This window comes from Nocardia sp. NPDC049737 (genome assembly GCF_040674755.1).
Taxonomy (GTDB): domain Bacteria; phylum Actinomycetota; class Actinomycetes; order Mycobacteriales; family Mycobacteriaceae; genus Nocardia.
This window is the reverse complement of sequence record NZ_JBFANH010000055.1, coordinates 1-19202: the sequence shown is the minus strand read 5'-3', so window position 1 is coordinate 19202 and position 19202 is coordinate 1. Positions and strand designations below refer to the sequence as shown.

Sequence of the window (19202 nt, the reverse complement as noted above, 5' to 3'; positions counted from 1 at the left end):
GGCGTTCGGATATAGGTGATTAGCCCTCGGTGAGTTCTACGATATCCAGTGCCATGCTGAACGGAATCTTGACTCGCTCAGTCTCGGCGGCCTTGTCGGGTGTCTGACCCCATCGCACAGTGGCGAGCCAGAGCCCATCGGGATCTGTGACTACCGGGACGAGCTCGAGGAACTTGCCCATCCGGTTATAGCTGCCCTCGTTGCGGCCCCAGAACTTGCCGACGAAGGACTGATCGAGTTCGGCGCCGGTGATTGTGTTGACCTTGACGTTGCCCTCTTCGTGCTCCGAGTTGATGAGCTTGGCGCGATATTCGTCAATCGCCATTTGTTTGCTTCCTTCGGTTGCTTGCGGCGATCAGGAGGGACCCGGTCGCATCGCTGCGGGACAGGCTAGACCTCACCACCGACACCGATAGGGGCGCCGACGATGCGGGGTGGTACGCAGCTCGTCGGGCGGTCAGGCGTAGTCCGGGCGCGGTCCGGGGCGTGAGGAGGCCCGGCGGCGAATTGGGGACTTCAGGCGGCGATGAAGGCAGGGACGGGTTTGGTGACGCCGGTGGGGGTCCAGCTCCGCCGATAGTGCGGACTTCCTCAGTGTGGACCTGGCCGCCGCGAATTTGGGCCACGCGGACCTGGAGACTCAACGCCCGTCGCGGCGCCGGCGGGCTGCGCGGATTTCGGTATCGGCGACCTGGTCGGCGAGCAGAGTGTAGATCTGGGTGGTCTCGGTGGAGGCGTGGCCAAGGCGTTTGCGCACGACCTCGATGGAGACGCCAGCGTTGATCAGTTCGGTGGCGTGGGAGTGGCGCAGCTGGTGGATTTCGATGTCGACTCCAACTGCGGCGCAGTACTTCTGCCACCGGTGGTGGGCGGCGGAGTAGGAGAGCGGGCCGCCGCGGCCGTTGATGCTGGCGCGGAACATGGGGCCGGCGGTGTGGCCAGTGCGGGCGAGGTAGAGCCGCACCAGGATGACATAGCCGCGGTCGTCGAGCAGCACGGTGCGCACGGTGCCGCCCTTGCCGTGTACCCGCACATGCTCGTCATCGAGGGTGAGGTCGAAGTCCTCGACGTACAGCCCGCACGCCTCGGAGGCGCGGGTGCCGCACTGGTAGGCGGTCTCGAACAGCACCCGATCCCGCAGCACGTCGACTGGCACGTCCTTGCGGGGCCGGCGGGAACAGATCGCGTCGAGAACCTTTCGCACGTTGGCCGCCGGTACCGGCCGCGGCAGGGTCTTCGGCACGAAAACGGTGTCCACCTTGTCCATCGGGTTGGCGGCGAGCCGGTCGTGACGTACGGCCCAGCGGCAGAACGCGGCCAGCGCGGCGCGTTTGCGTTTGCGGGTGGCCGGGGACAGCCCGGCGATGCTGGTTAGGAACGCCCGCACCGGTGACACGTTCAGCGCGGCGAGGTCGCCGTCGTAGTGCTCGGCGAAGGCGAGCAGGTCTCCGCGGTAGGCGCGCAGGGTGTTGGCCGGCCGGTTGGCGTTGGCCATATCGGTGAGGAAGTCCTCGATGTGCGCCAGCAGCGGTAGGTACGCCTCCGGCTCACTGGAGGTCTCGATCATGTCGGTCGTCATCGCCGTCCTCGAAGTTGCCCGATAACCAGGAATTGAATGCTGCGTGCCGGAAGGCGTCGCGCAGCTCGCTTCTCGCGATCCTAGGTGAAGTTGCCCGATAACCGTAGTTATCAGGCAACCAGTGGGCAGAGCTATTCCAGTCGGCCGACGGGTGTTCATCGCGCTGCGCTACTTGCGCCGAATCTGGCCTGCCGGCGCGGAATCTGTCAAGAGAATCTTCGACGCAGATCGCGCTGCAACACTCTGCGGGCACAGAGCCGTATGACCGGTGGATGGCTATCCGTATGGCTTCTCTCTGATTGGACGGTAATGCCGAAATATTTGCGGGCGGGGAAACTGACTCCCGCCGGACAGGAACTCGTCGTACAGCTTTACCACCCGGCGGTCCGCACCATGACCGCGTGGCTCGCCGACGGAAGGGCCGACACCCTGTCCCGTTACGGCTGGCTCCCCGAGCAGGTGCTCGGGCTTGCTCAAGCCGACCACTACCTCCGGGAGGACATCGCGATCGAGACGTTCCTGCGCGCTCTGCCGACGTTCCTGCGCGGACTCGATGCCGGCAACTACGACGCGCGCCGCGGCACCACGATCAGCACCTACTTCCTCGGCGCCTGCCGTAACCGGATCGGCGACGTGATCCGCGCGCAGGACCGGCGGATCGCCGAACTACGGGAAGACCCAACCGAACTTCTCCACCTCCTGCAGAGCGACAGCCCTGGCTTCGACGAAGTCGACGGCATCGACCTCGCCCGTCACCTGCTCCTCGAAGCTCCCGAGGACCTGCGCGCCGCTCTGCTGCTCCGCGTCTATGCAGGTGTCACTCTCACCGAGGCCGCCAAAAGACTGGGACTCAACCCCGCCTCGATCCGCTCACAGCTCCTGCGCTACCGCACGAAACTCGCCCAGCTGCACTCCGAAAACAAGATCACCCTCCCCGAGGACGCCGCGATCATCGAATGGGCCGAACAACGCCAGCCGCGAGGGAAAGACGCCAGCCCCGAGGCTGCGGGTCGGAGGACAGTGTGAACCAACTGCCGCTGCCGCCCGATCCCTTCGCCCCAGCGGCCGACCCGCTCGACCCCACCATCACCGAGCCGAGAACGGACCACGGTTGGCGGACCCCAGAACCGACGCCCAGTCCCAACTCTCAGGCGAGGATCAGCCCCGACGACACCGCACGGCGGCCGACCCCTCCGGCCTCGCGATCGGATCCTGCAGCAGCATCCGATCGGAAACGGAAACGAGCCAGCCCAGCACCGAAGAGCCTGCGCGCAGACACCGCACCCCAGAACGGGTTTGACCTCTACGAGCGACAAATGGTCTGGATCACCGGCAATACCGATGTCCTGATCCGGACGATCTCGCTGCTTTTCGCCGTGATCGCCGCAGTAGTCCTGGTAGGCGCGGGTACCACCGTGGCCATGCACGTCTTGGGCGTATCACCGGTATGGAGCGCGGCCGCCGCGGGTGGCAGCGTGGTGGGAACCAGTTGGGTGAAGAGAATGGTCTCCGGTCGTCGGGCCCGCGAAACCGCTACCGCTGGGGGCGATCCGGCAGAGGGAGACGCCGATGCCCCGGCCGCGAACCGGTGACCCTGTCCCACCCCCAGCTCGCAAGCGCTGTGGTCGCCACCACCGTCACGACGACCAACGCGTACGCGCCCACACTCGCCGGCGCAACCAGCAACGGACCTATGACCGCGGCGAAGAGCAGCCCGGTACCCGCGGCCGCGAACCCCACGGCCCACCGCCAGGCCACCGCGAACCCATGGGCAGACAGGCGATTACGCATGCTCAGGACCCTACGCACCCTCAAACCACCTTGCCGATGTAGTTCAATGGTAGAACTCCTGCTTCCCAAGCAGCTTCAAGCTCGAAACTGCTTGGAAAGCAGGAGTTTTACCTACCACCACCGTCGTAGTTGTTGTCGTCGCGAACTTCGTTGGATTCGACGATTACTACTCGACCCCGGTCGGCCCGCCGATCGGAGTCGAGTACTCCATCGACATCACGCCCATGAGCCATCGCAGTCCGAGTTGGTCAGTGCGATAGGCGTTTCGAGACAAGCTTTCGAGACTGGGCGACCCGCGAGCTCTTCGGCAGCCAGAGGCATCGCTGGTATGCGTCTCCAACCCATGGTTACGAGATAGAGGTGTGAGTCTGTGGCTCAAAGGTGCATGGAGGCCTACGTACAGGCACTAACCTTCAGATGTGGTGGGGGATCTGGGGCGCGATGAAAAGGATCTAGTGCCTGAAGGCATGCGCCTGCGGCCCCCACGTCCTCCCTCGTCCTGGTTTCGTCGCGATGATCCGAACCGCAGGATCGTGCACGCGCTGAAAGTCTATGAGGACTGGGAGCGGTCGTCAGAAAGTCTTCGTAGCTGGGCCGTACGGCTTGGAACGCTAGGAACCGTTTTCGGGTGCAGCGCGCTAGCGGTCTATGCCTTCGGTTGGCAAATCAACATCGGAGGCGGCGGAGGCGATCCGATGCCTCTGTCGATACTGCTGTTCACACTGTCGGTCTTTTCATTGCTCGTCGCGACTCTTCTCTGGACCGCATGGGAGCTTCGCCGTGGATTTCTGGAGGAATCCGACGCCCGAGTCGCTGCCGATGAGGCGTCCGATGACGTCAGCGGGCCCGACGACCTCATCGGGTTGATGCGACTCAACAAGAAGCAGATGGACGCCTACGACGTGATCGCACGACGTCACGGGGCATCGTCGCATCGGGCAAGTCTGGCCGCAATGGCATCGGGACTCGTAATGATGGGTGTCGGCCTCATAATTGCGTGGTTCGCGAAAGAGCCCTCTACCAAATACTCAGCGACAATCATCGCTGCGACAGGAACCGCCGCGGGAACGTTCATTGCGCAGACCTTCATCCGCGTTCAGCGTGACGCGCAAGCGCAAATGCAGTTCTATTTTCAGCAACCTCTCGTTCATAGCTACATGCTCATGGCGGAACGACTCGCAGTCCAGCTGCCAGAAGACGAGAAACACAAGCACTTCGGATCGATCATCGCCGCCGCATTGAATCAAGCAGGTGCCCTACCAGCTGGTTCGGCTGCTCCTGCTGACGCACTTCTTCCCGCTAGCCCAGCAGAGCCCGGGGCCGTCCCCGGACTGCACTCCTGAGACCCGAGTTGACCCACTTATCGGGGGCCAGGAAACGGCCCGAATTACGCCCCTTCAGCATGCCGATGATGCAGTGCGACACCAGGGGTCGAGGAACATCGGCGCGAAAAGTACCGGTTGCGGCCCATACTCTTTTACTCCGGTTCAGCCGCTGTATTCGTTGCTAGTCTCGCGGGCGTGATCGATGAGGTGACACGGCTGTTGGGCGACGTCGCAGCAGCCGAGATCCGACCTCGATTCGGCAATTTGGCTGTAGGCGAGGTGGCGGAGAAGGCACCGAGTGATCTGGTCACTGTGGCCGATCGGGAGGCGGAGCGACTTATCACGCAAGGCCTGCGGGAGATCCTGGATGTTCCGGTGGTCGGGGAGGAGGCTGTGACCGACGATCCGGGCCTGCTCTCTGCGCTGGAGGCGGCCGAGGTGTGCTGGGTGGTGGATCCAATCGACGGCACAGCAAATTTCGTGGCCGGGCGGCCCGAGTACGCGGTGATGGTGGCGTTGGTACGTGCTGGTGAGCCGGTCGCCGGATGGATTGTGGTGCCCGCTACTGGGCAGGCGTACGTCGCTGAACAGGGTGCGGGGGCGTTCCGGGACGGCACCCGGATCCACCGCGCGCCGCCGCCGGCCGAGGTGGACAGACTGCGGGGCGCTGCCCCAACCCGCCGCTTGGACCCACACGGCCGCGCGCGGCTGGCGGCGGTGGCCGACCGGTTCGCCGAGCTGGGACCGGGCACGCTGTGCGCGGGTGTGAACTACACACGGTTGGCTGACGGTACCCTCGATTTCGTCCTGTACCAGCGCACTTTCCCGTGGGACCACGCCGCGGGTGTGGTCCTGCTGGCCGAGGTAGGCGGTGCGTCGCGGCGGCCGGACGGCGTCTGTTACCGGCTGGCCGAGGACCCGCACAACCGGCTGCTGAACGCCGCGTCGCTCAACTGCTGGGCGACCGTGCAGACTGCGCTGCGAGCGGGATAGGGATTCTGGTAGTAATCGCGCGGAAAACAACGACAACGGCTTGAACAGCAGCGATGTCTTCGCCGAGTAGGGAAAGAAGTTTGGTAGCTCAGCTTGCCTCAGACATCGCCGCCGACGTCCTGTGCAGCAATGTCGATACCGATCCGATGGAGACACCCAACTCGTCAGCGATCTGCCGGTAGCTGGCGCCACTGGCGCGCAGCTCGCGAGCCCGCTGCTGTTTGGCCCTCGCGCGAGCTTCGTAGTCGTCCCGCGGTTCCGCCACGATGTTCCGGATCGATCGCTCGCTGACGCCGAGTTGCTCCGCCATCTCCCGTGCGGTCTTGGTACGGCGCTTCCGATGTTCGGCTGCCATCATTCCTCCAGTGCGGCGAGGACCGTCGCCCGGTCGATAGCACGCTTCTTGTTCGTGGCGACGATCGCGGCTTGGCGCTTCTCGGTCATGATCTTCCCACGGATGGACTGCTTCTCCCGGAACCCCTCCTCGCTGAAATTGCGCCAGATCCAGCGACTGATGGACGTTGATGTGGCAAGGACTTCCGAAAACGGCAGTGGGTAGCCGAACAGTTCGTTGACCTCATGGCGGCAGTAGTCGAGCACCAGGTGCTCCCAATCGCCTTGAGTGCCATTCCGGTGATGCCACCACATCGGGTACGCCCACTTACGGGCCGAATCGAACATCGTGACATTCCGACCGAGGCCCGACGCCCGCTCAGGCTTGCGCGGCATCTGCCGAGGAGTCGACGGCGTGACCAGGGCCGCCAAGTCATAGGCCTCAGCGGGCCCGTAGATCGTTTCCCACGCATCGTGGATCGGATTCTTCGTCAGCCTGCCTGCGTAGGCCGGATCGCCGCCGACCTCGATACGCAACCCGGCTTCGATGCGCTGAGCGAACCTTAGCGGCGCCAGGCGTGCCGAATCCGTACGGCACACAGGGGCTTTCAGCCACCAGCCAATGTGCCCGCGCCCAGAAGGCGATTGAGCTACCCAGTTCGGATCAGGGTGCCCCTTGGGGCGCTCGAACGCACGAAGGGCGGTGTCCGGGTGGTCGACGTCGACCACCAGCGCGCCGATCAACGCGTACGGGGAATGTTCGATGTAGCGCATCTCGAGCGCATCCTCGCGCGACATTCGATACTGGCCATCCCTCAGGCGGTTCGTCGCGTGCGGACGATGCGGCAGCAGGACATCGATCGCCCATTGCCCGTCCGTCATCAGGGTCTGCCGAGGTGCCATGCGGACACCTAACCCCGAAGATCATGTTTGATGCAGTAGGCACGCCGAACCATTTCAGATATCCGGGGGTTCGGGGGCTCGCCCCCTGCTCCCGGATATCCGTAAAAGCCGAGATTGATGCACTAGGCAACCCGAACCATATGAAGGATATATATGATTATGCGCATATTAGTATTACTGCATGAATCTCGTGCTCCTACGAAAATCGTGGCTACCGTGAGCCGACATGGCCGCAGTAGCCACCCGGGCACCGACAATGCAGTTACACGAGCGCTTTGCGGATTCGTTCGAGGAGCCACGCTCGTTTAGCCGGTCGGTCTGGAAGCCGGTCCAGCTCAAGTTGCACGGCATCGACAGCCGACTGGAAGGCGACGATGCTTCGTGAGGGTAGATCGTGCAGCAGAGCGGCCACAGGGGTGGCTACTACCCCGGCAGCACCTGCTGCAAGAGATTCTTGGATATGCCGTGACGACCCGTCCCACACGGCGAATTCCGTTGCTACGCGATGGATCTCGGATATCTCTTCGAGCGAGATCTTGGCGAGCTTGCCACCGAGCGGAAGAAGGCCGGCGGCTTGTGCCCACATCGCCAACTCTGGCGTGAAGGTCTGCCCGCCGAACAAGGCAGGGTGGCTATAGATGGTGCTTTCCGCGGGCAGCTCCCGCAGGAAGCGCTCGGCGGCGGCGCGGTCCGAGGCTTCCATCACGGCCATCGGTGTCACATGACGATCGGCCGCCGCTCGAAGGTCACCAGGCGACCATGAACATGCGAGTAGTCGATTCGGCTCCACCGTGGACAGCCACGCATCAAGCACTGCGGCTCGGTCATCGTCGCTCAGTTCGCGACCCGAGGTTGTAGAGCCGTTGAGCAGGAAGAAGTCGATCCAGCCGGATCCGGCGGCTTCGGCATGGCGACGCGTGGCGGCCAGGTCAAGGGAGCCATCCTCGTGTACGAGATGGAGAGCGGGAACCACGACAGTGCATGTCGGCGGCTGTACCGCATTCACGATTCGTTGCGCCGCACCGCCTGCGGCGACTGTTGACGTGTCGATCCGAAGATCCGTCGCAGTCAGGTGCGGTGTGGCATCCCAGGCGGTCAGCCGATCCGCAGTATCGCCAGTGGCTCGAGCTTCGATCCGAGCTGCGGCCACATCACGCGGACACCATAGTTCGATGACTGCCCATCGGATCGCCGGTTCCACGCTCAGCAGGGCGTCTACGGCTTCGGGTTGGCCGACGTGCAGCACCGGGATATCGCCCGCACCAAGCATCTTGGCCAGTTCTGGCCGGTCGATGACATATGTCGAGTCATACCGGCGGTTGGAGTAGATGACCGCACCAGAGGAGGCCAGCTCCGCGAGATCGCCGGGTGAACCTATTCGATATCCGGTAGTGCGGCCGGGGCCGACCTTCAATCGTCGGTAGAGACGGAACCGCGGATCGAGCTCGGTGAGTGCGGCAGTGATCGTGTCCTTGCCTGCCGCCGGCGGACCGTAGAGGATCACCGCCACTTCGTTGGCGCTCATCGCGTCGACTCCAGCTCCTCGAGGAACACCTTCACCTGGGCCTGGATTGGCTCGTCGGCTGGATTGTTGCTGATCACGGTGTGTGGCCAGGGCGGTTCGAAGGTTACATCGATTCCGTCGATGTACTGGTCCCAGTTCGTGAGTTTCCAGGTGTCCCGAGCAGCTCCGCGCCGCTCGATATAGGACCGCATCGACGCGGCAGAGCAGCGGATCCAGATCACCGACATGTCCGCACCGAGCCCGGCCAGCGTCGCCGCGGTGCGCTCGAACCACGCCGCCTCTCGAAATTCCTTGAGGTACGGCGCTGTTGCGATCACGCTGACCCCGCACGAGATGTTCTCGAGTACAGCCGCTTCGAGGCACTGATACTCAGCTGGTCGAACGAAGTCCAGGTAGATGGACGATTCACGGTCGGCAATGGTCGATCCCAGCTGCACCAGCGCCGTATCGACAACCGACCGGGTCAGCGTGTCCTTGTCGAGCATTGCCCATCCCGTCTGACGGGCAAGAATGCGGCCGGTCTCGGTTTTCCCTGAGCCCGCATAGCCACCGACGTACACGACGCGCGGCCGTACAGGTGTCGACTTCACGGCTGCAAGCTCCGGCCGGTCTGCAACGACACGGCCCGATCGCGGACGGCTGATGACCAGGCCCTCACGGACCAGCTGCTCCATGGCTGTGTTCACGGTCCCGAGGCCGACGCTCCACTGCTCCGCGAGCGCTCTGGTTGCAGGCAGCCGATCGCCCGGCCGAAGCCTGCCCGCCTCGATGTCGTTGCGGATCTCGCGTGCGATCTGAGCCGATCGAGCGTCTCCACTGATCTGTTCAGCCATGTCTCTGGTCCCTGTCTGATTGTCGTTTCAGCAGGTAGACGGTATCAGCAACGCAGGACATCCTACGAATTGAAGAGCGAAGTAGCTGCATATTTCCTCAAGAAGTCCTGATGAAACGCTCGACATCTGAACTGTTCAGATGCTACCTTTTGGACAGTTCAAATGTGATGCCGATCTCTCCGGGAGGGGATTCGATGCGACTTCTTTTGATGCTTCTAATCGTGGTTCTTGCCACGTTCTCCCTGGTCACAAGCTGGGATGCCGCTCTTCAGCTCATCTTCCTGACGGCTGTGATGTGGTGGTTGTTCCGCCCGGTTGGACTGTTCAGACGTCGGCAGGGAATCAGGCGATGATCGGCGCTGTAGCGCGGACCGACGCAGCGGTCGCACGTGGTCTCGGCTCGGCGTTCCGGATGCTGCCGACTCAAGTGCAGCTCGCCCTGCTGATGTTGGGCCTGTTGGTCGGATTGGCCGGTTGCGGTGCGGCATGGATCGACCAGCAGTCCTACAAGCCGTCGCCGAACATCTGCCGCGCCGATGAGGCTGCGCGTACTGACTGCCTGCACGTGAATCGTGTTCCGGCGCAGTCGGTTCAGACTCCGGCGGGGTGGCAGCGATGAGCGCTCCAGCTGATGACACACGGCGTGTTGAGGGCGGAATCCCGGTTTACGACTGGCGTATGGCGCCGTCGCATTTGCGGACGCGGCGCCAGCTCGAGGCGCAGGGTTTGCGCCGCAACGGCCAGGACATCGCGGGCAAGATCCCGTTCCGCCGCTACGGCCGTGAGCAGGTAGCGCACCTGTACGACATCAATCTTGCCGCCGGGAAGCGGCAGGCGACGCCCGCGCAGCTGGCCGCTTTGGAGAAGGCGACTCATGAGCGCCAGCTGCGCGTGGCAGAGCGCCACGGCGTGGATCGCGCCGAGCTCGAGCAGGTCGGGGATCCGGGTCCGGGATGGACCGACATCACCACGCCCGAGGCGGGCGACATTCAAGGAGTTACGACCATGAACAACCGCATCCGTCTGGCCTCTATCGACGACAGCGTTCCCGATCGCGAGGTCTATATCGGTTGGGACCGCGGCTTGGGAACCTACTTCGCTCAGGTCTATGACGGTGTCGATTCGGTCGGCGAGGACGTCATGAGCCTCGATCTCGGCAACGAGCCCGGCGAGTTGCCCACCCCGGACGAGGCGATCGAGGCGGTTCGAGCCTACGCGCAGATCCCCGAAGATCTGTCTTCGGCTCTCACCGAGCAGCGCGAAGCGCCTGGCGCATTGGAGCGTTCGCCGTTTGTGGCGCTGGCCATCGCCGATGAGCCGGTGTGGGGCGGCTGGGACGGATTCAGCCGATGAGCCGCCGTCGAAGCGTCCGGCCGCCCGTGCCGGAACAGCAGCAATCACAGCAGGAACCGCCGACGCGGACTGTGTTCGTGCCGATCACGCAGATGCCGCATCTGGCCGACGCCGCCAGAAAGTCAGGGCACACCGCGCGTGTGCTTCGCGTCCAAATTCCGGAGCAGCGCGTCGAGACTCCAAATCGGCGGGTTGGTCAGTGGCTCGGTTCTGGTCAGCCGCTGAAACCGGTTCCGCAGCAATACCTCTCGGAAGCCGAGATTGCCGAAATCGAGCGTGAGCCGATCGCCGCGCCATGGGAAGGAGGGTTCGACCGATGAGCATCTTCACTCGCAAGAAGGATCTCGAGATCGCGCGTCTGCGTGCGGAGCTCACCGCGATGAGCCGCCAGGTCGATGACTTGCTGGATCGCGAGTCGATGCATGTCTACGACCCGGACATGGAGCGGTTGGCGACAGCACCGGCGATCGAGCGTTATGGCGCGCAGCGGGCCCGGCACGGGTCGGCGGCGAGCCCTCGCCGCACTGCTACGCCGACGACCGGGCCGAAGCGTCCTGATCTGAAGGTGTTGGCGGGCAACGTCACTGAGCTGACGATCACGGCCCCGCGCATCGACCACGGCGTATGGGAGGGGTTCACCCGATGAGCACGCGTATGGGACCCCGGGATATGTGGGCGATTCAGTGGGTGGCGGAGATGCGTGGCGTGCCGATGAACGTTTTGGCGGATCTGCTGGGCAGCAGCGAGACCAACGCCTATCGGGTGGTGTCGCGGTGGCGTGAGGCCGGACTGGTGGCTCAGGAGGTGATGCGCCCTGTGCCAGGGTCGCAGTGGGTAGTGCCGACCGCGACAGTGGCGACGTCATTGCTCGGATTCCACTGCGACACATGGATTCCGGGTCCGAAGGACGCCAACCATCTGATGTTGACCGCACGAGTGCGGCTGGCGCTGGCGGGCAACGAGCCTGGCGTCCAGGACACCTGGATCAGTGAGCGGGTGCTGCGTCGCAGCTCGGCGCACCGGCCGGTGGTGTTCGGCGGTGAGCGCCCGCACCTGCATGACGGGCACTGGACCGATGACTTCGGACGGCTGCACGCGATCGAGGTGGAACTGACCCGCAAGGGCTCCGCCGACCTGCACAAGACCGTCGTGGCCGCGTACACGGCGGCGAAAAACGCTGACGCGCATGACCTCATCTACTACTGCTCCACCACCGAGGTCGCCGCGCGTGTGCAGTCAACAGCCCAGGCCGAACTCCGGATCAAGACCACCGATCCGGGGTTCGTGGTCCGGCCGTTGGATGCGCTGCTTAATCCGAAGAAGACCGACGAGGACGAGGACACCGCGCCTGGTCTTTCCGCTGCTGGAGGTGCGGCATGAACGAATTCAACTTGCAGAGCCCGCCGCCGGATTGCCTGGCGATCGACTTCCGGAAGGAATGCGCGGTGCCGTCGACGGCATCGGTGCAGGTGCCGGTGCATGAGCAGGCCCCGGCCGATGGTCATGTCGTTCCGGATATCACTCCGCACGCTCCGCCGATTCCAGGTGCGCACACCGGCCCGCTGGCCCATCTGGACGGGCTGCACTTGCCCGATTTCAGTACCGATGGCGTGCTGGACGCGTTGAGCGTGGCCGGGGTGCTGGGCGGCTCGGTCGCGGCGGTTACCGCGGGCGCGTTGACGGCGTCGTGGTTGTGGACTTGGACGCCGATCCGGTTGCGCAACATGATGTTCGGGGCGTGCGCGTTGCCGGGTGCGTCGCTGTTCATCGATGGCTGGTCGGGCCCGCGTGATGACATCAGCCAGGCGATCGCGGAGATCACCGCAGGTATGCCGGTGCAGGGTGCGGCGACGGCGGCGATCGCGACGGTGCCGGCCGGGTGGGCGGCAGCGTCGTATCTGCTGGCCCGTCACACCGATCAGCGCGAAACACGCGGGTTCAAGTCCCCCGCTCGGACTGAGCGGGCGATGTGGGCGCGGCGGCGGCGGGAGATGGCGGCGGCCACGCGCATGTCCGCGACCGCGCTTCCGCTGGTGTCGGGTTCGGCGTCTCCGCAGCCGGTGATCGGCCGGGCGGCGAGCGTGTCCAGCACGACCCCGGCCCGCTCGGTCGTCGGTCGCATGAGCGGCCGCTACGAGTCGCTGTTCACCGTGACGTGGTTGGCGATGCGTGAGCATTTCGTCGGTGTCGGCAACCCGGGCTCCGGTAAGACCACGTTCTTGAACCGGTCGGTGATCGCGTTCTGGGCGACCGCGTGGCGTCGGCATCGGCAGTGGTGGCGTGCGGATCGGCCGGGCCGACCGTTGACGATCATCTTCGATATCAAGGGCGCCAACGACGCTCGCCGCAACGCTGAGATCATCCGCGAAGCCGCGCAGCAGCTGGGTATTCCGGCCGAGCGGATCGTGACCTGGCCCGACGCCGTCAAGCTGTCGCTGTTCGACTGCGGCGATGTCGAGCCCGAGGACATCGCGCGTCTGCTGACCACTCGTATCGAGGGTCTGATCGGTGCGGGCATGACCACCGACAGCATGGACGCGGCCGAGGCCTACTACCTCCAAATGCGGAAGGCCGTCCTGCATTTGGTGATCGACGCCCCGAATCCGGCTGAGAAGAAGGAGGCCGGGGAAGATCCGCCGACCAACTTCGGCGAGTACCTGGACCGCATGGACCCGAAGGTGCTGTTGCGGCGCTGGGCCGGGTATCCCGATGAGCTGGCAGCGATCACTGCGGTGACCTCGAACGAGAAGAACCCGATCCTCGCCAGCGAGCGCACAGCGATGGCGAATCTGGCCCGTGAGCTGGGCGAGGCCTTCGACGGGTCGGCCCAGTTGACCGACTACGACGTTGTGTATTGCTGCCTGGAAGGCATCACCAGCCCGCTTCTGGCGCAAGCGCAGTTCGGTGCGCTGGTGGCGATGCTGACCATGCTCGCGGGCACTGATCATGGCCGCTGCATCCAGTTGTTCGTGGACGAATTCGCCCAGGTGTGCGGCGATTCCGGCGCGGCCCGGATCGTGGAACTGCTCCGGTCGGCCGGTATCGGTTCGGGTTGGTTCTCCCAGTCCTGGATGGGGTTGGGCGCCAACGACGATCAGCGCCACCGCTTGGTGGATAGCTGCTCGGGCGGCATTTTCGCGATGCGTTCGAACTCCGCAGGTCAGTTGGCCGAGAAGATGGGCACCCGCCGCAAGTCCGCGATCAGCCGAAAGATCGTCGGCGGCGGCAAATTGGGCGACGAGGGCAACGTGCAGCCCGAGGATTCCTTCCTCGCCAGCCCGGCCGTGATGGCCGATTTCGGCCCCGGCGACATCGTGCACGTCCGCGGCGGCGTCGCCCGGTTCGGCCACATCTCCGCACTCGACACCTCAGCCATCCGCCCGCTTCCGGGTCTGGCTGCTTCCACTCCTTCCCCGGCCGTGCAGACGGCTGCTCTCCCGAAAGGCGCATGACCATGAGCATCGACCCGAACGAGAACCGGTCCGACGAGTGGGTGCTGGCCGCCTACGACGCCGAACTCGACAACGACAAAGGCATCGCCAAGGCCATCGCCGCGATGCCAGCACCGCTCATCCCGAACGGTGGCCGCGCCGAGGCGTGGGTGAAACCCACTGTCGAACACGCGAATTCGCTGCGTGACCGGGCGCGGATCTGGGCGCCGGGCATCGTCGGGACCGCCACGGTCGGTTTCCTGATCCTCGGCCCGGTCGACGTGCCGCTGACCGGTCCCCTGATCGCCTACGGGATCGGTTGGGCGGGATTCGGCTGGTGGACCGCCGCCGGTCGCCCCGGCCCGAGCGATTCGGTCGTGCTGCTCGGTCGCGCGATCGCTACCGGCGCGCGCTGGATCGCGATCGCCGCCGTCGCGGTCTACAGCCACATCGGCAAGGGCGCTCACGCCATCACCACACCGATGCGCCGCACCGCCGAGGCGGGGTGAGGGTGATGTTCCTGTTCCCGAAATACGCCGATGCGGCATCGCGTGACCCCGATATGGCCGGTATTGATCCGGCCGATCTGGATCCCGACGACCGGGCGATGTTCGAGGAGTTGGGTCTGGACATCGATCAGTGGATCGATCCGTCCGCCCTCGGTGGCTTCATCCGCGATCTGCGTGCCCAGGGTGCGCCGTGGGACGACTGCGCCGCCTTCGTCAACCCGTTCGTCGCCGTGACCCCGGTCCCGGTGTTCGTGGCCCGCTGCTGGGCCATCGAGGAAGCGATCCGCAGTCGCCGCAGTCTCCGCCAGATCCGGCGGGCCATCGAAAAGGGAGGAATCCAGTAATGCCTGAGAACGAAGTGGACCAGATCACCCGCGAGATGCGGACTTTGGGCCAGGCCGCGACCGTGGCGATCGGTGCGTGGCGCCGCCAGAACCCCGGCAAAACCCGGGTGCCGCGCAAGGTCCGCAAGGAGGCGATGCGGGAGCTGCGTGATGCGATGCGTGCTCATGAGCTGCTGCTCGCCAGTGAGCGGCGGTTCCAGCGTGCGTCGGTCGTGCAGATGATCGCCAACCATCGTGCGATGAGTCTGGATCTGCACCGGTCGGAGCCGGGTACTCCGGAGCAGTATGCGCATGCGCAGTGGGCTCATGCCCAGCAGCGTCACAATCTGGCCTTGCAGATCCACTCGGCCGGGCATCTGACCCGTGAGGAGCGCGGCCACGCGGTGATGGCGCTGGTCAGCGCGCATTACGCCGATAACCCGAACGTCAAGCAGCGGCCGGTGTGGGGGCCGAAGCCCTACGGCATGACGGCATTGAAAGCACGCCTGGCCGAACGGGTTTCGCGAGTCCAGGAAGGGCTGGAACAGCGGCGCGAAAACCGGTCCGCGCGTAAGGCGCTGCAGCGACCGGCCGCGCCGAGCGTCACGGGGTTGCACCAGTACTGGTCGAATCCGATGCCGCCGCAGGATCAGGCCGCGAACGCTCGAATCGCCAAGCTGGAGCAGCAGCTCCGGGACCTCGCCGCGGAGCGTGACCTGGAGCGGGATCAGTTGCAGGTCAAGCTCACCCAGCTCGGTGAGAAGGTTCTCGACGCACGGCGCGAGCACAAGTCGGTCGCCGACCAGCTCGCCCAGCGCGGCCAGGAGCTGACCGACGCGCACACCGAGCTGCAGCAGGTGCGCACTGAGCGTGACGCGGCGGTACGCAAGCTCATCGAACACACCCCGCCCCAGCAGCGCTATGGCAGCCCGGAACGCCAGGCCGAGCAGGCTCGCCCGACGCAGGCTCCGAAGAGTCAGGACGCTTCGAAGGCTCAACAGCCCCCGAAAGTCGAGCAGACGCCGAAAGCTCCCGAGGCTCCCGTGACTCCGGCCGAGCCGGTGCAGGCTGCGAACGCGCCGGAAGCCCCAGAGGCTCCGGCCGGGGAGCGTAAGCATGTCTCGCAGCAGGTTCGCGAGGCGATGGAGCGCAAGCAGGCTGGGCCGACCGCGCCGCAGGTCAACGACGCACTTGACAGGCTGAACAAGGCGATGGAGGACGTGCCGTCGATGGCGCAGGCGTCGCGGGATCTGGTGGGCGCGGCATCGGCCGCCCGCCAGGCCGCGACTCAGCGGTTCAACGGTTCCCGCAAGGTCACCGGTCCGGGCGCGCCGGAAATCCCGCTGCCGCCAGAGCCGCCGACCGGCCTGGAGCCCCCGGAGTTCACCCGATGAGCGCGCCGAACGGCGATCGGGTCGAGGCACCGCCGACACCCAGCATCGGCCACACCGAGGCCGAGGAGCTGCTGAGTCGGATGGATCACGCGACGCCGCTGGAGATGGACCGATTGGAGCAGTGGACACAATGGCAGGGGTTCGAGCGATGAGCGCGGTACAGCAGGCGCGCCTGAAAGCGCTGAAGTCCTCGCGCTTGTGCGCACGGGGGCTTGTGATCGGCGCGTTCGTGCTCAGCTCGGTGGCACTCGGCAAGCTGGCGGCTGACGCGCATATCCCGGTGTATCTGGCCTGGATTTGGCCGCTGTGCGTCGATGGCGCGATCTACCAGGCGACTTCGGCGGTGATGGCGTTGGGTGGCCGGAAGGAACCAGAGGCCCGAGCTGCTCGCCGCTGGTTCCAGCGGGTGATCGGCGGCGGTGTCCTGGTCAGCGTGGCGGCGAACGTGCTGCATGCCTGGACGTTGCTCGATCATCCGCTGACCTGGTGGCAGATCGCCGCGATCGCGGTTGTCCCGCCGATCCTGCTGATGATCGCCACCCACGGCGTGACGATCCTCGCGGGCCTGGATGTTGTCGACGGGCTCGGCGATGGGCTGGACGAGCTTGCCGAGTCCGCCGACCAGGTGGACAACGCGCCAGAGCCGCAACGGATCACCGTTGAACGTATCGAGCGTGAGCCGGTCGCCGAGGCGGAGCAGCCGCGGGCGATCGAGCAACAGCCCGCAATCGACCGGCAGGCGGCGGCGGAGCTGGAGCCGGTCACGGCCGCGCACCGGAAGTCGGTTACGACGCAACGAGATCCGGCGCGAGTGATTCGGGCCAAGGAACTCGCCGCCGCGGGTGAGCCGGTGGATGTGATCGCCGAGCAGCTCGAAGTTTCGACTCGGACGGTTCGCCGGTATCTGCAAGTCGAGATCACCGAGACCACCGAAGCCATCGAGCGGCCGCAGCTGTTCGCGGTCGACAACCGTGATCGCGGATTGGAGGTGGTCAACGGATGACGTGCCGGGTGGTTCGGGGCGAGCGTACGGGCGGTCTCTCCCGCGTCAAGGGCGCCGATGGCGTCGCTACGCGAGAACCCCTTTGACCCGCGAGCCTCCAACCACCCTTCAGCAGCCCATTGAGGGGCAGGCAGTGAGCCTGCCCCGCTATCCCCTTCACCACTTCGTACCAACACTTTTGGAGGACACCGAAATGACCGTCTCTGACCTGGACCTGATCAACGCCGACCTGATGGGCGGCGGCGTACGCAACGCCTTCGGCAAGAACGTGAACCCTGGTGACCAGCTCACCGGCGAGATCGTTGCCGTGGAGCGCCGTCACCGCACCGACAACGACGGACGCCCGCTGTACTGGGTGGACCGCAAACCGAGCCCCATCGAGGCCGGCCGCGCAGTCATGGACAACGTGCTGATCGTGCAGACCGACATCGAGCCCGAAGACGATGACGACGACGGACAGCGCTCGCTGCGCCTGGACCGCGACGTGAAAACCGCACTGGTGGCCATCTTGAAAGAGGCCGGAGTCAAGGGCGTCGCCCTGGGCGGTCGCATCGAAGGATTCATGTACGTCAGCCCGGCCGAAAATGGCAGCGGTCGCATCTACGACGGAGGCACCTACACCCCGCCCGCTGGCTGACCGCCAGCCCGAACACCAAGCCCTCGGCCATCCAGGTCGGGGGCCTTTTCGTGTTCCGACCCTCGTGCTCGAGCGCCGTGGTCTCCCCATAGCCCGTTCTTTGCCCGTTCCCTCTCGAAGCGAAGCCGGTCGACGGCGCGGCTGGGTCAAGGGTGGCCGCCAGGCCATCGCCGAAGGCGACGCGCAGCGCCCTTGAGGCAGTCGTGTCGGCGACCCACAATCTGACCGCTGAGGGGGCGGGCCCTTGCCCTTTCGGTGCTCGTGGGTCGGCGGTGGTGCCGCGGTCCATCTGACCAAGATCGGTGCAGGTCGGTGGTTTGGTTGTTCGGCGTGTTGATGTTGAAACGCTCGGCGTGTCGTCATGAGAAGAATTCATGACTTTTGTACGGCGTCAACGCCGCAAATACACCCCCTGAGCTGGGCTTGGTGGTGGGTCCCTCCCACCCACCACCTTGGAGATCAAATACACACTGCGTGCGCATTTGATCTCCAAGGTGGTGGGTGGGAGGGACAAGTTGGGTGGGTAGGTGGGGGTGTATTTGAAGAGAAAGAGAAAAAGAAAAAGATTGTGGTGGTTGCGTTGGGTGGGTATCGGTACGTTTCGTGGTTGGTTGCGTTGGTAGACGATTTGCGCCGCGCTTCGCTGCCGCTTCCAGTGGCTGATTCGTGTGCGTGAGCTGCGGTCTAGAGAGTTCGCGAGTTGGTAGCTGAATCGGGCTGGTGACGCGATTCGCGATGCGTGGATGGGTCCGTGAGCTGACGCTCACGCCTACGTTTCACGCGGTCCGTCGTGGTGGGGCTCCACTCCGCTTGGCCTGATCTGGGGCTATCACACGACCATCGGGCATCAAGGGCGCCTGACGGCGTCGGCTGCGCCGATGGCCTGCGGCCACCCTCGACACCCGACGATCGTGTGATCGAGTCGCCCCAGGCCAAACGGAGAGGAACCCCACCACAACGAAACCCGCGCTCCACTGCGGAACAGCCTCGCGACCTCCGGCCGCGCACGGGGGCTCCGCCCACCGGACCCCCGCTCTCGGCGAGGCCAGGCCTGCACAGAGAGGGGTGGGTGCATCGGCGACAGACAGCAGGTCTACCGCGGCTTCACACCACGGACAGGTGGACAGCGGACAGCGGTCGGACACCCGGCCATCGGTGGACAGCCCGGACACCACGGACAGGTGGACAGCGGACAGCGGTCGGACACCCGGCCATCGGTGGACAGCCCGGACACCACGGACAGGTGGACAGCGGACAGCGGTCGGACACC

The 19202-nt window shown here is 65.1% G+C and carries 22 protein-coding genes; 16 read left to right on the top strand and 6 right to left on the bottom strand.

Features of this window, described 5'->3' with window-relative positions; translation table 11 throughout:
• Positions 1-19: 19 nt before the first annotated feature.
• Positions 20-325: a hypothetical protein gene (locus AB0J47_RS39930; protein WP_364359135.1), complete on the bottom strand. Its 306-nt coding sequence runs from the start codon at positions 323-325 to the stop codon at positions 20-22.
• Between the two features lie 315 nt (positions 326-640).
• On the bottom strand, positions 641-1579 hold the full coding sequence (locus AB0J47_RS39925) for a tyrosine-type recombinase/integrase (RefSeq protein WP_364359132.1): 939 nt from the start codon (positions 1577-1579) through the stop codon (positions 641-643).
• A 261-nt stretch (positions 1580-1840) separates the two neighbouring features.
• Between AB0J47_RS39925 and AB0J47_RS39920 the strand changes: the two genes are divergently transcribed.
• The 4 genes from AB0J47_RS39920 to AB0J47_RS39905 all read left to right on the top strand — a co-directional run bounded on the left by AB0J47_RS39920 (position 1841) and on the right by AB0J47_RS39905 (position 5688).
• Complete coding sequence (locus AB0J47_RS39920) at positions 1841-2605, top strand: sigma-70 family RNA polymerase sigma factor (protein WP_364359129.1); 765 nt, start codon at positions 1841-1843, stop codon at positions 2603-2605.
• A gap of 290 nt (positions 2606-2895) precedes the next feature.
• Positions 2896-3171, top strand: coding sequence for a hypothetical protein (locus AB0J47_RS39915; protein ID WP_364359126.1), 276 nt, complete (start codon positions 2896-2898; stop codon positions 3169-3171).
• Positions 3172-3789: 618 nt separating this feature from the next.
• The gene (locus tag AB0J47_RS39910) at positions 3790-4713 is read left to right on the top strand and encodes a hypothetical protein (protein WP_364359123.1); all 924 of its coding nucleotides are present in this window, start codon (positions 3790-3792) and stop codon (positions 4711-4713) included.
• 177 nt (positions 4714-4890) lie between these two features.
• Positions 4891-5688, top strand: a complete 798-nt coding sequence (locus AB0J47_RS39905) for an inositol monophosphatase (RefSeq protein WP_364359120.1) — start codon at positions 4891-4893, stop codon at positions 5686-5688.
• An 88-nt stretch (positions 5689-5776) separates the two neighbouring features.
• On the opposite strand, the gene AB0J47_RS39900 is transcribed toward AB0J47_RS39905, so the two are convergent.
• The 4 genes from AB0J47_RS39900 to AB0J47_RS39885 all read right to left on the bottom strand — a co-directional run bounded on the left by AB0J47_RS39900 (position 5777) and on the right by AB0J47_RS39885 (position 9282).
• Entirely contained in the window at positions 5777-6043 is a 267-nt protein-coding gene (locus AB0J47_RS39900) for a sigma factor-like helix-turn-helix DNA-binding protein (protein WP_364359117.1), read from the bottom strand.
• A complete protein-coding gene (locus tag AB0J47_RS39895; protein WP_364359114.1) occupies positions 6043-6924 on the bottom strand; it encodes a replication initiation protein in 882 nt (293 codons plus the stop codon). The genes AB0J47_RS39900 and AB0J47_RS39895 overlap by 1 nt, the downstream gene beginning before the upstream one ends.
• A 262-nt stretch (positions 6925-7186) precedes the next feature.
• A complete protein-coding gene (locus AB0J47_RS39890; RefSeq protein WP_364359111.1) occupies positions 7187-8449 on the bottom strand; it encodes a hypothetical protein in 1263 nt (420 codons plus the stop codon).
• Positions 8446-9282, bottom strand: coding sequence for a GntR family transcriptional regulator (locus tag AB0J47_RS39885; protein WP_364359108.1), 837 nt, complete (start codon positions 9280-9282; stop codon positions 8446-8448). Before AB0J47_RS39885 ends, AB0J47_RS39890 begins: the two co-directional genes overlap by 4 nt.
• A gap of 349 nt (positions 9283-9631) precedes the next feature.
• Between AB0J47_RS39885 and AB0J47_RS39880 the strand changes: the two genes are divergently transcribed.
• The 12 genes from AB0J47_RS39880 (at position 9632) to AB0J47_RS39825 (ending at position 17932) form a co-directional block, all read left to right on the top strand.
• Complete coding sequence (locus AB0J47_RS39880) at positions 9632-9901, top strand: hypothetical protein (RefSeq protein ID WP_364359105.1); 270 nt, start codon at positions 9632-9634, stop codon at positions 9899-9901.
• Entirely contained in the window at positions 9898-10635 is a 738-nt protein-coding gene (locus AB0J47_RS39875; RefSeq protein WP_364359102.1) for an RRQRL motif-containing zinc-binding protein, read from the top strand. The genes AB0J47_RS39880 and AB0J47_RS39875 overlap by 4 nt, the downstream gene beginning before the upstream one ends.
• 26 nt (positions 10636-10661) lie before the next feature.
• Entirely contained in the window at positions 10662-10955 is a 294-nt protein-coding gene (locus AB0J47_RS39870; protein ID WP_364359099.1) for a hypothetical protein, read from the top strand.
• Positions 10952-11281 carry a hypothetical protein gene (locus tag AB0J47_RS39865; protein WP_364359096.1) on the top strand — a complete coding sequence of 110 codons (330 nt, stop codon included), beginning with the start codon at positions 10952-10954 and terminating at the stop codon, positions 11279-11281. The genes AB0J47_RS39870 and AB0J47_RS39865 overlap by 4 nt, the downstream gene beginning before the upstream one ends.
• On the top strand, positions 11278-12015 hold the full coding sequence (locus tag AB0J47_RS39860; protein WP_364359093.1) for a hypothetical protein: 738 nt from the start codon (positions 11278-11280) through the stop codon (positions 12013-12015). Before AB0J47_RS39865 ends, AB0J47_RS39860 begins: the two co-directional genes overlap by 4 nt.
• Positions 12012-14087 carry a hypothetical protein gene (locus AB0J47_RS39855; protein ID WP_364359090.1) on the top strand — a complete coding sequence of 692 codons (2076 nt, stop codon included), beginning with the start codon at positions 12012-12014 and terminating at the stop codon, positions 14085-14087. The genes AB0J47_RS39860 and AB0J47_RS39855 overlap by 4 nt, the downstream gene beginning before the upstream one ends.
• Before the next feature lie 2 nt (positions 14088-14089).
• The gene (locus AB0J47_RS39850; protein ID WP_364359087.1) at positions 14090-14575 is read left to right on the top strand and encodes a hypothetical protein; all 486 of its coding nucleotides are present in this window, start codon (positions 14090-14092) and stop codon (positions 14573-14575) included.
• Entirely contained in the window at positions 14572-14919 is a 348-nt protein-coding gene (locus AB0J47_RS39845) for a hypothetical protein (protein ID WP_364359084.1), read from the top strand. Before AB0J47_RS39850 ends, AB0J47_RS39845 begins: the two co-directional genes overlap by 4 nt.
• Positions 14919-16292, top strand: coding sequence for a hypothetical protein (locus tag AB0J47_RS39840; RefSeq protein ID WP_364359081.1), 1374 nt, complete (start codon positions 14919-14921; stop codon positions 16290-16292). Before AB0J47_RS39845 ends, AB0J47_RS39840 begins: the two co-directional genes overlap by 1 nt.
• The gene (locus AB0J47_RS39835; protein ID WP_364359078.1) at positions 16289-16444 is read left to right on the top strand and encodes a hypothetical protein; all 156 of its coding nucleotides are present in this window, start codon (positions 16289-16291) and stop codon (positions 16442-16444) included. Before AB0J47_RS39840 ends, AB0J47_RS39835 begins: the two co-directional genes overlap by 4 nt.
• Positions 16441-17295 (top strand): DUF2637 domain-containing protein, encoded by an 855-nt coding sequence (locus AB0J47_RS39830; RefSeq protein WP_364359074.1) that lies wholly within the window; start codon positions 16441-16443, stop codon positions 17293-17295. The genes AB0J47_RS39835 and AB0J47_RS39830 overlap by 4 nt, the downstream gene beginning before the upstream one ends.
• A gap of 133 nt (positions 17296-17428) precedes the next feature.
• Positions 17429-17932 (top strand): hypothetical protein, encoded by a 504-nt coding sequence (locus AB0J47_RS39825; protein WP_364359071.1) that lies wholly within the window; start codon positions 17429-17431, stop codon positions 17930-17932.
• Positions 17933-19202: the final 1270 nt, after the last annotated feature.

What these genes read in the sequence shown, in the direction of transcription:
- AB0J47_RS39930 (WP_364359135.1), bottom strand. Translation starts at nt 325, where the DNA reads ATGGCGATTGACGAATATCGCGCCAAGCTCATCAACTCGGAGCACGAA.
- AB0J47_RS39925 (WP_364359132.1), bottom strand. Translation starts at nt 1,579, where the DNA reads ATGACGACCGACATGATCGAGACCTCCAGTGAGCCGGAGGCGTACCTA.
- AB0J47_RS39920 (WP_364359129.1), top strand. Translation starts at nt 1,841, where the DNA reads ATGACCGGTGGATGGCTATCCGTATGGCTTCTCTCTGATTGGACGGTA.
- AB0J47_RS39915 (WP_364359126.1), top strand. Translation starts at nt 2,896, where the DNA reads ATGGTCTGGATCACCGGCAATACCGATGTCCTGATCCGGACGATCTCG.
- AB0J47_RS39900 (WP_364359117.1), bottom strand. Translation starts at nt 6,043, where the DNA reads ATGGCAGCCGAACATCGGAAGCGCCGTACCAAGACCGCACGGGAGATG.
- AB0J47_RS39895 (WP_364359114.1), bottom strand. Translation starts at nt 6,924, where the DNA reads ATGGCACCTCGGCAGACCCTGATGACGGACGGGCAATGGGCGATCGAT.
- AB0J47_RS39890 (WP_364359111.1), bottom strand. Translation starts at nt 8,449, where the DNA reads ATGAGCGCCAACGAAGTGGCGGTGATCCTCTACGGTCCGCCGGCGGCA.
- AB0J47_RS39885 (WP_364359108.1), bottom strand. Translation starts at nt 9,282, where the DNA reads ATGGCTGAACAGATCAGTGGAGACGCTCGATCGGCTCAGATCGCACGC.
- AB0J47_RS39880 (WP_364359105.1), top strand. Translation starts at nt 9,632, where the DNA reads ATGATCGGCGCTGTAGCGCGGACCGACGCAGCGGTCGCACGTGGTCTC.
- AB0J47_RS39875 (WP_364359102.1), top strand. Translation starts at nt 9,898, where the DNA reads ATGAGCGCTCCAGCTGATGACACACGGCGTGTTGAGGGCGGAATCCCG.
- AB0J47_RS39865 (WP_364359096.1), top strand. Translation starts at nt 10,952, where the DNA reads ATGAGCATCTTCACTCGCAAGAAGGATCTCGAGATCGCGCGTCTGCGT.
- AB0J47_RS39860 (WP_364359093.1), top strand. Translation starts at nt 11,278, where the DNA reads ATGAGCACGCGTATGGGACCCCGGGATATGTGGGCGATTCAGTGGGTG.
- AB0J47_RS39855 (WP_364359090.1), top strand. Translation starts at nt 12,012, where the DNA reads ATGAACGAATTCAACTTGCAGAGCCCGCCGCCGGATTGCCTGGCGATC.
- AB0J47_RS39850 (WP_364359087.1), top strand. Translation starts at nt 14,090, where the DNA reads ATGAGCATCGACCCGAACGAGAACCGGTCCGACGAGTGGGTGCTGGCC.
- AB0J47_RS39840 (WP_364359081.1), top strand. Translation starts at nt 14,919, where the DNA reads ATGCCTGAGAACGAAGTGGACCAGATCACCCGCGAGATGCGGACTTTG.
- AB0J47_RS39835 (WP_364359078.1), top strand. Translation starts at nt 16,289, where the DNA reads ATGAGCGCGCCGAACGGCGATCGGGTCGAGGCACCGCCGACACCCAGC.
- AB0J47_RS39830 (WP_364359074.1), top strand. Translation starts at nt 16,441, where the DNA reads ATGAGCGCGGTACAGCAGGCGCGCCTGAAAGCGCTGAAGTCCTCGCGC.